Annotated in this window: 11 protein-coding genes; 6 read left to right on the forward strand and 5 right to left on the reverse strand. The window is 66.0% G+C overall.

The window, feature by feature from the left end:
* Positions 1–2: 2 nt before the first annotated feature.
* Both PAN31108_RS13160 and PAN31108_RS13165 read left to right on the forward strand, forming a co-directional pair.
* Positions 3–1991 (forward strand): branched-chain amino acid ABC transporter ATP-binding protein/permease, encoded by a 1989-nt coding sequence (locus tag PAN31108_RS13160; protein WP_246183940.1) that lies wholly within the window; start codon positions 3–5, stop codon positions 1989–1991.
* Between the two features lie 37 nt (positions 1992–2028).
* Positions 2029–2751 carry an ABC transporter ATP-binding protein gene (locus PAN31108_RS13165; RefSeq protein WP_150669307.1) on the forward strand — a complete coding sequence of 241 codons (723 nt, stop codon included), beginning with the start codon at positions 2029–2031 and terminating at the stop codon, positions 2749–2751.
* A gap of 97 nt (positions 2752–2848) precedes the next feature.
* Here PAN31108_RS13165 and acuI read toward each other — a convergent pair whose 3' ends face one another.
* The 4 genes from acuI to PAN31108_RS13185 all read right to left on the reverse strand — a co-directional run bounded on the left by acuI (position 2849) and on the right by PAN31108_RS13185 (position 7503).
* Positions 2849–3835 (reverse strand): acrylyl-CoA reductase (NADPH), encoded by a 987-nt coding sequence (gene acuI, locus PAN31108_RS13170; protein WP_150669308.1) that lies wholly within the window; start codon positions 3833–3835, stop codon positions 2849–2851.
* Positions 3836–3878: 43 nt separating this feature from the next.
* Positions 3879–5033: an NAD(P)H-dependent flavin oxidoreductase gene (locus PAN31108_RS13175; RefSeq protein ID WP_150669309.1), complete on the reverse strand. Its 1155-nt coding sequence runs from the start codon at positions 5031–5033 to the stop codon at positions 3879–3881.
* Positions 5034–5048: 15 nt separating this feature from the next.
* Positions 5049–6182: an NAD(P)H-dependent flavin oxidoreductase gene (locus PAN31108_RS13180; protein WP_150669310.1), complete on the reverse strand. Its 1134-nt coding sequence runs from the start codon at positions 6180–6182 to the stop codon at positions 5049–5051.
* 148 nt (positions 6183–6330) lie between these two features.
* Positions 6331–7503, reverse strand: coding sequence for a site-specific integrase (locus PAN31108_RS13185; RefSeq protein ID WP_150669311.1), 1173 nt, complete (start codon positions 7501–7503; stop codon positions 6331–6333).
* A 132-nt stretch (positions 7504–7635) separates the two neighbouring features.
* Here PAN31108_RS13185 and PAN31108_RS13190 point away from each other — a divergent pair, with 132 nt between their 5' ends.
* Positions 7636–8661, forward strand: a complete 1026-nt coding sequence (locus tag PAN31108_RS13190; RefSeq protein WP_150669312.1) for a DNA-binding protein — start codon at positions 7636–7638, stop codon at positions 8659–8661.
* Between the two features lie 157 nt (positions 8662–8818).
* Here PAN31108_RS13190 and PAN31108_RS13195 read toward each other — a convergent pair whose 3' ends face one another.
* A complete protein-coding gene (locus PAN31108_RS13195; RefSeq protein WP_150669313.1) occupies positions 8819–10369 on the reverse strand; it encodes an efflux transporter outer membrane subunit in 1551 nt (516 codons plus the stop codon).
* A 127-nt stretch (positions 10370–10496) separates the two neighbouring features.
* Here PAN31108_RS13195 and PAN31108_RS13200 point away from each other — a divergent pair, with 127 nt between their 5' ends.
* The 3 genes from PAN31108_RS13200 to PAN31108_RS13210 all read left to right on the forward strand — a co-directional run bounded on the left by PAN31108_RS13200 (position 10497) and on the right by PAN31108_RS13210 (position 14166).
* Positions 10497–11678, forward strand: a complete 1182-nt coding sequence (locus tag PAN31108_RS13200) for an HlyD family secretion protein (RefSeq protein WP_150669314.1) — start codon at positions 10497–10499, stop codon at positions 11676–11678.
* 140 nt (positions 11679–11818) lie between these two features.
* Positions 11819–13363 carry a DHA2 family efflux MFS transporter permease subunit gene (locus PAN31108_RS13205; protein WP_246183949.1) on the forward strand — a complete coding sequence of 515 codons (1545 nt, stop codon included), beginning with the start codon at positions 11819–11821 and terminating at the stop codon, positions 13361–13363.
* A 233-nt stretch (positions 13364–13596) separates the two neighbouring features.
* Complete coding sequence (locus tag PAN31108_RS13210; protein ID WP_150669316.1) at positions 13597–14166, forward strand: winged helix-turn-helix transcriptional regulator; 570 nt, start codon at positions 13597–13599, stop codon at positions 14164–14166.
* Positions 14167–14225 lie beyond the last annotated feature (59 nt).

Raw genomic sequence — 14225 nt, forward strand, 5'->3', positions numbered from 1 at the left:
CCATGACCGCACAGACCTCCTCTGCCCGCGGGGCCGGCGATCTCGGCGGCCTGGGCGTGACGACGAAGCTCGCCGCCGTGCTCGGTATCGTCGCGCTGTTCGGCTTTCCTCTCGCCGTCAGCAATCCGTATTACATCCACATGATCGAGACGATCATGATCTACGCGATCCTGCTCTTCGGGCTGGACATCGTCGTGGGTTACACAGGGCAGGTGTCGCTCGGCCACGCAGGCCTGTTCGGCATCGGCGCCTATGTCGCGGGCGTGTTTTTCGCCAAGCTCGGGCTCTCGCTGTGGCTGGCGCTGCCGGCCGCGATTCTCGTGACGGCGGCGTTCGGCGCGGTGCTCGCCCTGCCGGCGCTGCGCGTGATCGGCCCGTATCTGGCCATGGTGACGCTGGCGTTCGGCACCATCATCCAGATTCTCATCAACGAGATGGACTTCCTGACGTCCGGGCCGCTGGGCATCAAACTCACGAAGCCGGTCATCGGCGGCCATCCCATCGACGAGACCGAGTACTACTGGATCGTGGCCGTGCTGCTGCTGCTGAGCATGCTCGTGGCGCACCGCATTCTGAAGTCGCACCTCGGTCGTGCGTTCGAAGCGCTGCGCGATTCGCCGGTGGCGTCGGACTGTATGGGCGTGTCGGTGTATCGCTACAAGGTATACGCGTTCGTGATCAGCGCGGGTTTTGCCGGTCTCGCAGGCAGTCTCTACGCGTATTCCGAGCAGTACATCTCGCCGAACACGTACAACTTCGAGCTGACGATCCTGTTCCTGCTGGCCGTCATCATGGGCGGGCGCAAGACGCGCAGCGGCTCGTTGCTGGGGGCGGCGATCATCGTGTTGCTGCCGCAGTTGCTCGACGATATCCACATCTTCCGCATCGTGGCGTCGCTGATTGCCGCCGTCACGACGGTCGCTGCCGTTACGGCGGTCGCGCGTGGGCGCACGACGCTCGCGAAGGCGGCCGTGCCGGTCATCGGCACGATCGCGCTTGCCGGGGTGACTTGGTGGCGCGAGAGCATCACCGACTGGCGTCTGACGATCTTCGGTCTGATGATCCTGTTCGTCGTGTACTACCTGCCGGACGGCATCATCGGCTTCCTGCGCTCGCGCGTTCTGCATCGTCGGCGCACCCTCACGGTCTCGGCCACGCAGGTCGACGAATCGGCTGCCGGCAGCAACGACCCGGTATTGGCGTCGGCGGCCAGCGGACCCGACGAATTGCTCAAAGTACGTCAGTTGCTGATGCAGTTCGATGGGCTCAAGGCGCTCAATCAGGTCGATCTGACGGTCAGGCGCGGCACGATTCACGGCCTCATCGGCCCGAACGGTTCCGGCAAGAGCACGATGATGAACGTGCTGACGGGGATCTACGTCCCCACGGCGGGTACGATCGAGTTCGCTGGGCAGTCGCTCGCCGGACGCACGTCTTCCGACATCGCGCTCTCGGGCGTGGCGCGTACGTTCCAGAACGTACAGCTCTTCGGGGAAATGACGGCGCTGGAAAACGTGCTGGTCGGCCTGCACCATACGTTCGACTCGACGTTGATCGACGTTTCCCTGCGCTTGCCACGATACAAGCGCGAGGAAGACGGCGCCCGTGCCCGCGCCATGCGATTGCTGGAGTTCGTGGGGCTGGCCTCGCTGGCCGACGAAGAAGCGCGCAACCTGCCGTACGGCAAGCAGCGCCTGCTCGAAATTGCGCGCGCGCTGGCGCTCGATCCGCGCTTGCTGTTGCTCGACGAACCGGCCGCAGGTCTCACGGCGCCCGACATTCGGGAACTGCTCGCCATCATCCGCAAGATTCGCGATCACGGCATCACGGTGATTCTGATCGAGCACCACATGGACGTGGTGATGAGCACCTGCCAGACCGTGTCGGTGCTGGACTTCGGGCAGAAGATTGCCGAGGGTCTGCCTGCGCAGATTCAGGCCGACGAGAAGGTGATCGAAGCGTATCTGGGTGGGTCGTCGACGACGCACTGAGACCCCCACGACGGACAGACGAACCAACGGAACCACTATGCTTTCCATTCGTAATCTGCAAGCCGGCTACGGCAAGGTGCAGGTGCTGCACGGCATCGATATCGACGTGCCGGGCGGTCAGGTCGTCACCCTGATCGGCTCGAACGGGGCGGGCAAGACGACGACCATGCGTGCCGTGTCAGGCATGATCAAGCCGTCCTCGGGCGAAATCACGCTGGGCGACAAGCGTATCGACGGGCTCGATTCGCATCGCATCGCAAAACTCGGTCTGGCGCACTCCCCGGAAGGTCGTCGCGTGTTCGCCACCATGTCGGTGACGGACAACCTGCGGCTCGGCGCATTCCCACGGCTGACCGGCAGCCGGCCGCGCGGCGACGTGGCCGCCGATCTGGAGCGCGCGATGGACCTGTTCCCCCGCTTGAAGGAGCGGCGCAATCAACTGGCCGGCACGCTCTCGGGTGGCGAGCAGCAAATGCTGGCGATGGCGCGCGCCGTCATGCTGCGTCCCGATATCGTGCTGCTCGACGAGCCGTCGATGGGGCTGGCGCCGATTCTGGTCGACGAGGTCTTCCGCATCATCAGCAACCTGAAGGCCGAAGGCGTGACGATGTTGCTGGTCGAGCAGTTCGCCGCCGCGGCGCTGGCCGTTGCGGACTACGGCTATGTGCTGGAGAACGGCAGTATCTCCGTACACGGTCCGGCGCAGAGTTTGCGTAACGACGACAAGGTGCGGGCGGCCTATCTGGGCGGCAGTCACTGAGTGACGGCGCGAGGCTTGCGCCGGTCGGCGTCGGATGAAATGCAAAGGGCAGCCGCTTGGCTGCCCTTTGTCCTTCCGGCGTGTGGCATGCAGTACGTCAGCGATTGACATCCACCACCACACGCCCGTGGATCTCGCCGTTCACGATACGTCGACCGATGCCGATGGCGTCCGCCAGACCGACATCGTGCGAAATACCGCCGAGCTTCTGCGGCTCCAGATCGCGCGCGAGCCGCTGCCAGGCTTCTTCGCGTAACTCGCGCGGGGCCATCACGCTATCGATGCCGTGCAACGTCACACCGCGCAGAATGAACGGCGCCATGTTCGCCGGGAAGTCCATGCCTTGCGCGAGACCGCAGGCCGTCGCCACACCGCCGTAGCGCACTTGCGCGATGGCGTTGGCGAGCGTGTGCGAGCCCACCGAATCCACCACAGCCGCCCAGCGCTCCTTTTGCAGCGGCTTGCCGGGATCGGACAGCGCGGTGCGGTCGATGACTTCGGCCGCACCGAGCACTTGCAGATACTCGGCCTCGTGAAGCTTGCCGGTCGACGCCACCACGCGATAGCCGAGCGAGCTGAGCAGCGCGATGGCCACTGATCCCACACCGCCGGACGCGCCCGTGACGAGCACATCGCCATGGTGTGGCGCCACGCCGCTGCGCTCCAGGGCCATCACCGAGAGCATGGCCGTGTAGCCGGCGGTGCCGATGATCATGGCGTCACGCGGGGTGAAGCGCTCGGGTAGGCGCACAAGCCAGTCGCCTCGCAGGCGAGCCTTTTGCGCGAGGCAGCCCCAGTGGGTTTCGCCCATGCCGTAACCGTTGAGCACCACGCGGTCGCCCGGGCGCCATGCCGGGTGCGACGATTCGAGCACAGTGCCGGCACCGTCGATGCCGGCAACCAGTGGCCATTTGCGTACGACGGGGGCTTTGCCGGTGATGGCCAGACCGTCTTTGTAATTGATGGTGGAGTAGTCGACGGCGACGAGGACATCGCCTTCGGTGGGCAGTGTGTCGTCCTGCAATTCGGTCACGGTGGCGAGCGTGGCGCCGTCGGACTGCGTCAACAAGATTGCCTTGAACATGCCTGGGTGTCTCCGAAGCGGATAGGCGGAAGGGGCAGACCGGTCAACCTCCGGAGCGCTGCCCGCGATCGTCGCGCGCGAGCGGCTGCGACGATGCCCGACCGAGAGTGTCGGTGATGGCGTTCGCAATCGCCTCGCGCGTTTCCCGAGTCAGGACGTCGACGAGTTGCGCGGCTGGCATAGCCCGTGCAAGCGGGACAGCCTGACCGGCCCATTGTGCCGCATAGCCGCTCTCCTTGTGTGCCTTGGCTGCGGCGTTGAGCGATTTGCCGGCATCGTACGTGATAGGGTAATCGGGGATGGCGGGCCGCCCCGGGACTTGCTCCAACGCCCAGAAGCGATTGACGAACCCGCGCGCCGGCCGTCCCGAGATCGCCCGGATGAGCGCCGTGCGCGGCGGTGCTTCGCTGAGCAGGGTCTCGCGGTAGGCGGCGTCTGCGCTCGACTCCGGGCAGGCCAGGAAGGCGGTACCCATTTGCGCGGCCTGCGCGCCGAGGGCCAGCACGGCGGCCACGCCCGCGCCGTCCATGATGCCGCCGGTCGCAATGATCGGCAGCGCACTCCGGGAGGCCAATCGACGCACGAGCGCGAAGGTGCCGAGTTGCTCGTCTTCGCTGGGCGCACGGTCGCCTTCGTCGTGAAAGCGCCCGCGATGACCGCCGGCTTCCCAACCCTGGGCGACGATCGCATCGATCCCTGCGGCTTCGATGGCGTCGGCTTCCGCTTCGTTCGTTGCCGACGCAAAGAGTAGGATGCCGGCCGCTTTCAAAGCATCGATCCACGCCTGTGGCGGCAGACCGAAATGAAAGCTGACGACCGCCGGACGCTCCTCGAGAAACATCTCGTACATGGCGACGTCTTCGACGAAGCTCAGATAGATCTCGCGCAGCGATGCGGGCGGCGACGCTGCGTAGCGCGCGAATGCCGGCGCGAGATAGTCGAGCCATGCCGCCTCCCGCGCAGCATCGGCGCGCGCTGGTGCGTGGGCAAATACGTTGACGTTGAAGGGCCGGTGGGTCAGTGCGCGCGTTTGCCGGATGGCGTGACGCGCGGCGGCGGCATCCATGTTGCCGACGGCGAGCGAGCCGAGTCCGCCCGCGTCGGACACGGCGGCGACCAGCGCCGGTGTCGACGCCACGGCCATCGGCGCCTGAATGATCGGCGTGGACATGCCCAGGCGTTGCGTGATGCGCGGCATCGTGACGGCCCCCGCTCAGAAGGTCGCGGCTAAATCGCGCAGCGCGTCGAACGTCTCGTGCAATTCCGCCCGCAGCACACCGACGAGTTCCGCCGCCGGCATGGCGCGGGCGAGCGGTGCGGCCTGTCCCGCCCATTGCGCGGCGTAATCGCTGTTGCCCCTGGCTTTGGCCGCTGCGTTGAGCGCCTTGCCGGCATCGTAGGTGACCGGATAGGCGGGCAGGTCGGGGCGTTGCGTCGTCTGTTCGATCGCGTAGAGACGATTGACGAAGCCGCGTGCGGGGCGTCCCGAGATGGCGCGGATCAGTGCGGTACGCGGCGGGTTCGCGCCGGTGAGACGCTCCCGGTAGGCCGCATCTGCCGACGACTCCGGACACGCGATGAACGCTGTGCCCAACTGAGCCGCCTGTGCGCCGAGCGACAACACGGCGGCAATACCCGCACCGTCCATGATGCCGCCCGCGGCGATTACCGGCACCGACGTATGCGTGACGATCAGGCGCACGAGTGCGAGCGTGCCGAGTTGCTCGTCGTCTGTCGGGACGCGGTCGCCGAGATCCTCGAAGCGTCCGCGATGGCCGCCGGCCTCATAGCCCTGCGCGACGATGGCGTCGATCCCGGCGGCTTCGACGGCTTTGGCCTCCGCCAGATTCGTGGCCGTCGCGAACAGCGTGATGCCTGCGGCGTGCAGGGCGTCGATCTTTTCCTGCGACGGCAATCCGAAATGGAAGCTCACGACCGCCGGACGCTCCTCCAGCAACATCGCGTACATCGCATCGTCAGCGACGAAGCTCGTGTAGATCTCGCTGAGCGTGGCGGGCGGCGTCGCATCGAAGCGGGCGAACTCCGGCGCGAGCCAGGCGAGCCAGGCGGCCTCGCGTGCGGCGTCGAGTTTGGCGGGGGCGTGGCAGAAAACGTTGACGTTGAACGGTTTGCGCGTGAGGGCGCGCGTCTCGTGAATGACCTTGCGGGCGGCTTCGGTGCCCACGGCCGCCACACCGACCGAGCCGAGCCCGCCGGCATTGGAGACCGCGGCGGCGAGCGCGGGCGTGGAGGTGCCTGCCATCGGCGCCTGAATGATCGGCGTCAACAGACCCAGTCGTTCGATCAGTGTGCGATTGCGGGAGGGGGAAGCGTTGGAGCTAGACATGACGATCTGCACCTATGAGTGTTCAATGGGGGGAACAACGGCAGTCACCGCAGGCAGTATGTCCACTATGGCATACGCCCGGCGCGACAAAAGATACCACTTAAATGCATCTTTATGCCAGACCTCCTGAGATCGTCAGGGCCATGTGTCATGCGTCGGCGCGCTGCCGGTGCGGTTGTCGGTTCGCGGAATCGTCTTCCGGTTCGTCGACCGCGCCCATCAGGTCGGCGGCGCGTGAACGCTGCATATCCGCGCGCCGGAAGTAGCCGATGACGGTCGCGACGCTGGTGTGTCCCGTCATCGTCATCGTCTCGGCCAGGGGCACCTGCTGAAGGGCGGCCTCGGTGACGAAGCCCGCGCGCAGCGAGTGCGCGGAGAAGTCGCCCTCGAGACCGGCGAGGGCGCATCGATCCCGCACGATGTCGCGCACGGCAGCCTCCGAGAGCGCTTCGCCGACGTGCCCGCCGCGTCTGATGCGACGAAAGATCGGGCCGTCTTCGATGCCGGATGCCGTGAGCCAATCGGTCAGTGCGGCGGCTGCGGCGCCCGTGACCGGCTTTTCGTTCTCCGGGAGATCCGCGCCCTGCTGGTTCGTTTTCGACCATGCCAGCGTGTAGACGTAATGCGCCGGCCCGCTGCGCCGCACGTTCTCGCATGTGGCCCGCACGACTTCGGAGCGGCGGCGCCCGCCGCTGGCCCACGCGAACAGCAGCAACGCCCGGTCGCGCTTGCCTCGCAGGGAGTCGTCGCAGGTCGCCAGCAGCGCAAGGAGCGGTTCTCGTGTGAGCGCATCTTTTTTGGCCGTGCGCACGCCGCGCTTTGCATATGCCCGACGCGTTTTCGTGACCAATTCGCGCACGGCAGGCTCTGCGCAGGGATTGGGCAGGTCTCGCGACGTGTGCAACTTGGCGATGACGCTGAGCCGATGCAGCAACGTAGCGAGCGCCGGCGGTCCGGGGCGGGCCTTGACCCCCTGGGCGACGAGCGCGGCATCGAGCGCGGCCGGCATTTCGGTCGTCAGCCCGTGTCGGCTCTGTCGCTGCGCATGATCCACCACGAACTGCACGATCACTGCCGGCGGCAAGGGGGCGGCGAGCGCCTCGCCATAGCGTAGGTGGTACCAGCGCATCCAGTAGCGCATGGCCGATTGATAACTCTGACGCGTATTGACCGAGTCGCCCTCGCGGGCGAGGGCCTGTGCCGCCGCACGTGCATCGGCGTCGAGCCCCTCGGGATTGAGCGGGGCAGGCAGTCCGGGCCCTGACGACTTTTTCGTGAGGCCGCTACCGTTGGATTTCGACGATTTCGTGCCCTGAGACATGATTTTTTTACCTGGCATATGATTTCATATGTAATATGTAGTAAATATAACGTTAGTGCTAAATAAGTAACGATAATCTTCCATTATCGTGAGTTATTTGGCAATGCCGTCGACTTCAAGGAGTGCTTTGCGATGACTGCGCCTTCAACATCGAAATCCGCCACGCTCACGCCGTCGCCCCGGCAGGGTGGGCGGGGGATTTCCGAGCATGACGTCTGGACGGCGGCCGATACGTTGTTGATGGCCGGCCAGCGCCCGACCATCGAGCGCATTCGCCAGCAACTGGGGCGAGGTTCGCCGAATACCGTCAGCCCTTATCTGGACGCGTGGTTCGCGGGGTTGGGCGCGCGCTTGCAGGGGGGGGTGAACGGCGTTGCCGACCTGCCGGAGGGCGTGGCGATGCCGGCGTCTGTGGCGCATGCCGCGCTGCACTTGTGGACGCTGGCGCTCGAGGAAGGTCGGGCGGCGCTTGCCGAGGAGGCTGCGACCCGTCGTGCTGCGCTCGATGCCCGCGACGCGGCGCTGGCGGCGGACCGGGAGTCGCTGGAGCAGGCGCGCGCGGTGTTGCACGAGCGGATCGCGTCCGCAGAGACGGCGGCGGCCGACGCCCGTCAGGCAAGAGACGAAGCGCAGGCGCGACGCGCCGAAGCCTTGCTGATCGAGGCGCAGGCCGACGCCGTCGCTTCGCGTCAGGCGGTCTCCGTCGCGCGCGATGCGATGCAGGCGTTGCAAGAGGAGCATGCGGCCCACCGTGCTCATTGGGACGTCGAGCGAGGCAAGCTCGCCGAACGCGCCGAGGCGAACGAGCGGCGATTGATGCTGGAACTGGACGCGGCGCGCGAGTCGATCAAGTCGTTGCAGCAGGAGCGCAAGCAGTCGCAGCGTCAATGCGAGCAGGCGGAAGCGGCGCTGGCGGCGATGACCGAAGCGCAGCATGAAATGCGCTCGGCCAAGGCCTTGCAGGACGTTGTCGTCGCCCGGTTGCGCGAGCAGGTGAGTGCGCAGGAGGCGCTGACCGCAACGTATCAGTCGATGCTGGCAGCGCCTGCGGCGCCGTCGGCCACTTCGGGGCGTGGTGCGACGGCGGGGCTCAGGCGCCGGGTCAGCAGCACACTCACGCCGTCAACCTCGGTGCTGAGGCGCGCGCGTCGGCCCTGAGCACGGTCCACAGGATTCGCGGGCGGCTCAGTACTCAGGGGGTCGGAGGCGAGCGCCCCGGTCAGCGCCTCACCGATGACGTTATCCGGGCATTGCCAGGATCTTGTCGAGACCTTATCGATACCTCGTCGAGACCATAGCGATATCCATAGCGATATTAACGACGACTTGACGGCTCGCCGTCTGTTTGCGCCAACGCCGGTGCGCCGGACGCCCAGCCGCCGCCTAACGCCCGGAAGGTCGCCACGGCCGCGCGCGCGTTATCGGCCTGTGCGCGGGCATCGGCATCGCGCACCGTCAGCAGTTGCCGGTCGGCGTCGAGTACTTCGTACAGACTGACGGTCCCGCCCGTGTAGGCCTCCTGAGCGCTGTCGCGAGCGCGGGTCTGCGCGTCTACCGCGCTGGCCAGATCCTTGCGCTGTTGCTCCAGTTCCACGAGCGTCACGATCGCGTTTTCCACATCTTCCGTCGCATGCAACATCGACAGACGGTACTCCGCCAGCGCCTGCGCATTTGCGCCGCGCGCTTGTTCGACTTCGGCATCGATGCGTCCGAAGTCGAATAGACGCCAGCGCAGGCCCAGCGTCGCCAGCGGCTGGAACGTGGCTGCGCTCGGCACCCGTGCGCCGGCCAGCGTGTCGAAGCCCAGCATGCCGGACAACGACAGTTTGGGGTAGTACTCCGCGAGCGATGCGCCGATACGCTCATTCGACGCCGCCAGCTTGCGCTCCGCGGCGATGACATCGGGGCGTCGGCGTAGCAGATCGGCCGGGGCGCTGGCGTCGCCAATGGCGGGAATCGTCAGCGGGCGGGCTTTCAGGTCGTCGTCCTGTGTGTTGACGCTCATGCGGCGTGCGTAGGTGCCGGGCGCCGCGCCCATCAGCACGTCGAGCCGGTTCAGTTGCGTCTCCCGCTCGATGCGCAACGGGGGCAGGGTCGTGCGAGCCTGCGCCAGCAGGGCCTCGGACTGCGCCAGCTCACGCGCTGTCGCCAATCCGTCTTTCAGGCGCAGACGCACGATTTCCATCAGCCGCGCGTCGGTATCGATCTGATCCTGGGCGATGGCCAGACGCCGTTGCGCCGCACGCACACGGAAATAGGCGTCTGCCGCTTCCGCCACGATGCTCACACGCACGCCGTCGCGCTGCGCTTGTGCTGCCTGCGCGAGCGCGCCGGCCGCTTGCGCCGAGCGTTGCAGGCCGCCGAACAGGTCCAGTTCCCAACTCGCGCCCGCGCCGATGTCGTAAATCGTCATGTTGCGGTTGTAGCCGGGGACGGTGCGCGCCACCACGCCCAGGGGGCCTTCCAGCGACTGGTGCTCGCGCGTGACGCTGCCGTCGAGCGTCAAGGAGGGCAACCGCTGCGCCCCGGCTTCGCGGGCCTGCGCCCGGGCTTGCGCCACGCGGGCCATCGCCGCCTGCAAATCCAGATTCTGCGCGAGCGCCTGCTCGACGATGCCCGTGAGCACGGGGTCGTGAAAACTCGTCCACCACGTATCCAGTGCGACGGTTTTCGTCGCACCTACGTGGCCGGCATCGCGCTGCGACAACCGGGCGCTGCCTTCGAAACGGGCGGGCAAGTCGGCTTTCGGTGAGACGTAGTCGGGGCCGACAGCGCAGCCCGACAATGCGCTGACCGCGAATGCCAGCAAGGCATTGCGCAGGATCGAAGGAGGCGTGCCGGGGATCGTCAGCGAGGTCGTGTTCATGGAATTTAATGAGTTACTTGCAATATGATAGTTGCAACTCTATACTCACTTCCATTATGAAAGCAACCCCTCGTTGCGAGTTTCGATAATCCCTGTTTTCACTCTTAGCGCGAAGAAGGATCCCCACATGACATCCCCGAGCACTCCCGCCCAGAACGCCAGCCAGCCGGGCGGCCCCTCCGAGAAGCGTGCGTTCCCGCGCGGTCTTGCTTTGCGCGGCGCGCTGGTCGTTGCGGCGATTGCGGCGCTTGGCTATGGAACTTACTGGTGGACGACCGCGCGCTATCTGGAGTCCACGGACGATGCCTATGTGGGCGGCGACGTCACGGTGCTCGGTCCGAAGGTGCCGGGATACATCGCGCAGGTGCTGGTCACGGATAACCAGGCGGTGCGCGCAGGCGACGTGCTGGTACGTCTGGACGATCGGGATTACCGCGCTGCGCTGGCGAAGGCGGAAGGCGCGGTCGCCGCGCAACAGGCGTTGCTGGCGAATCTGGATGCGACGGCCAAATTGCAGGCGGCGGTCATTGCGCAGGCGCGCGCGAGCGTGGTGGCGGTGGCGGCGGACGCGCGCCGGGCGCATGACGATCAGGTGCGTTATCAGGATCTCGTGGCCAAGGCGGCGGTGTCGGTGCAAAGCGCACAGAAAGCGGATGCCGATTACAAGCAGATCGTGGCGAACCGCGAGCGCGCGGAGGCCGGGGCAGTGGCGGCCGAGCGTCAACTGGACGTGATCGCCACGCAAAAACAGCAGGCGCAGGCGGCGCTGGCGCAGGCGGTCGCGGAGCGCGACATCGCCAAGCTCAATCTCGAGTACACGGTGCTGCGTGCCCCGGTCGACGGCACCGTGGGCAATCGCCGCGCTCGTGCCGGGGCCTACGCACAAGCGGGCACGCAACTGCTTGCCGTCGTGCCTGCGCACGGCTTGTGGGTCGACGCGAACTTCAAGGAAGGGCAGGTGGCGCACCTGCGCCCCGGCATGCCCGTCAAGATCGAGGCCGACGTGCTGCCGGGCCGTGTCTTTCACGGCCGTGTGGCGAGCCTCGCGCCTGCAACGGGGGCGCAGTTCAGTGTGCTGCCGCCGGAAAATGCGACGGGCAACTTCACCAAGATCGTCCAGCGCGTGCCGGTGCGGGTGCTGCTCGATGAGGCGGATGGCCGTCTGGGCACGTTGCGCCCGGGGCTGTCGGTGACGGCGCAGGTCGACTCCCGAGGCGACGGCGACGGTGAGCGTCATGCCAACGCCAACGCCAACGCCAACGCGGGCGACAGCCGCGCGCCGTCGGCTACCAAGGTGGCGGCAAGATGAGCGCCGCGCAAGTCGGCGCAGCGCAGCCGCTGCCCGCCGGGGCGCAACGGGCACCCGGCGACAAGCCCGCACATTCGGCGAACGACGAGCGTCCTCGCGCGGCGCCACCACCCGCCGGCGGCGGCTTCTCGGCGGAGTCGATGTCGACGCCTGCCAAGATCATTGCATTCGGCACGATGGTCGTCGGTATGTTCATTGCGCTGCTCGACATCCAGATCGTGTCGGCGTCGCTCAGGGACATTGGCGGTGGCCTGTCGGCGGGGGCGGACGAGACCGCGTGGGTGCAGACGAGCTATCTGATCGCCGAGATCATCGTGATTCCGCTCTCGGGCTGGCTCTCGCGCGTGATGTCGACGCGCTGGATCTTCGCGGCGTCGGCGGCCGGGTTCACGCTGGCCAGTCTGCTGTGCGGCGCCGCGTGGAACATCCAGAGCATGATTGCGTTTCGGGCGCTGCAAGGTTTCCTGGGCGGCTCCATGATTCCATTGGTGTTCACGACGGCGTTCGCTTTTTTCAGCGGACCGCAGCGCGTGGTGGCGGCGGCGGTGATCGGCGGGTTGTCGTCGCTCGCGCCGACATTGGGCCCGACGATCGGCGGCTGGATCACCGACAACTATTCCTGGCACTGGCTGTTTTTCATCAACATCGTGCCGGGTATTTTCGTGACCGTCACGGTGCCGCTGATGGTGCGCATCGACCGTCCCGATATCTCCCTGCTGCGCGGTGCGGACTATCTCGGCATGGTGCTCATGGCGGTGAGTCTCGGCTGCCTGGAGTACACGCTGGAAGAAGGGCCGCGCTGGGATTGGTTCGGCGACGACACGATTCGCACCACCGCCTGGCTGGCGGCGCTGTGTGGGGTGGCCTTCATCTGGCGCAGTCTGGTGTACTCGCAGCCGATCGTCGATTTGCGCGCTCTCAGGCAGCGTAATTTCGCGCTCGGATGCTTCTTTTCGTTCGCGACCGGGATCGGGATTTTCGCGACGATCTATCTCACCCCGCTGTTCCTCGGCCGGGTGCGGGGTTTCTCGGCGTTCGAGATCGGGATGGCCGTTTTCTCGACGGGCGTCTTCCAGTTGCTGTCGATCCCCCTCTACACGATGCTTGCGAATCGCGTCGATCTGCGCATCCTGATGATGTTCGGCATCGGGGGATTCGGGCTGTCGATGTGGCAGTTCGCACCGATCACGCACGACTGGGGGACGGCGCAGTTGCTGTTGCCGCAGGCGTTACGTGGCGCGGCGCAGCAGTTCGCGGTCGCGCCGATCGTGACACTGACGCTGGGGAGTCTGCCGCCTGCCCGATTGCGTCTGGCGTCGGGGTTGTTCAATCTCATGCGAAATCTGGGCGGCGCTATCGGCATTGCCGTGTGTACAACGGTGCTCAACGACCGGACGAATCTGCATTTCTTCCGGCTCGCGGAAAACATGGGGGCCGGCAATCCTGCCGTCGGGCAGTGGCTGGCCGGGGTAGGGGCGCGCATGAGCGCCGCGGGGCTCGACGGCGTCGACGCGCAGACGGCGGCGCTTCGTCAGCTTTGGCTCCTGACGTTGCGTGAAGCGCAGACCATCACCTACGGCGACATCTTCGCCGGACTGGGGGTGATTTTCCTCGGCGTGACGTTGATGGTGCCGTTCATGCGCAAAATCGCCCCGCCGAAAGCACCGAGTGCGGACGCGCATTGAAGCACGGGCAAGCCACCGGCAGCAGAATTCACTTTAAAGAAATGACTTCGCAATGAATGGGTAAGTCATTGATTTGCAAGTATCGCCTCCGGTCGGTTCGGACATTGGGCCCGAGGTTCGAGGTGGCATCGGCGTAGAGCGGCTTGCCCGCCGGCGTCGACGCGCTTATGCTCGCTTGCATGCTAATAGGCAGGGCATGTCGTTCGCGGCGTCCCTGAATGCGAGGCATCCTTATGCACCGAAAAACTTTCCGCGATATGCAGTGCCCCATTGCCCGAAGCCTGGAGCGTGTGGGCGAATGGTGGAGCATTCTGATCCTGCGCGAGGCCGGTTACGGCACTACGCGCTTCGACGATTTTCAGCGTCGATTGGACATCGCACCGAATATGTTGACGCGGCGACTGAATGCGCTGGTCGAGGAAGGACTGCTCGAGCGACGTCAGTATTGCGACCGTCCGCCGCGCTTCGAATACGTGCTCACCGACGCAGGGCGTGATTTCCGCCCGGTGCTGTGGGCGTTGTTGGCGTGGGGGAATCGGCATTTTGCGCCGGAAGGCATCGCAGCGCAGTTGGTCGATCGCGAGACGGGGAAGGTGGTCGAGCCGGTCGTCGTCGATGCGGTGACCGGCATGCGCCTGGACCCGAAACGTCACGTGCCCACTGCGGGACCGGCGGCGAACGACAATATGCGGGCAAGACTGGCGCGTGCGGCCGAATTTGCGACGGGGCAGCCTTCGACATGCGGTGATGCGTCGCCCCGGCAAGTGGAAGACACTTCTGAGGAAGTGCCTGTTAGTCGTTGATTTTTATCTGAATTATCTGGAACTTCAAGTCACGAGTGGCGCCGATGCGTCACCCGCCC

It is taken from the genome of Pandoraea anhela, assembly GCF_902459655.1.
Lineage (GTDB): Bacteria > Pseudomonadota > Gammaproteobacteria > Burkholderiales > Burkholderiaceae > Pandoraea > Pandoraea anhela.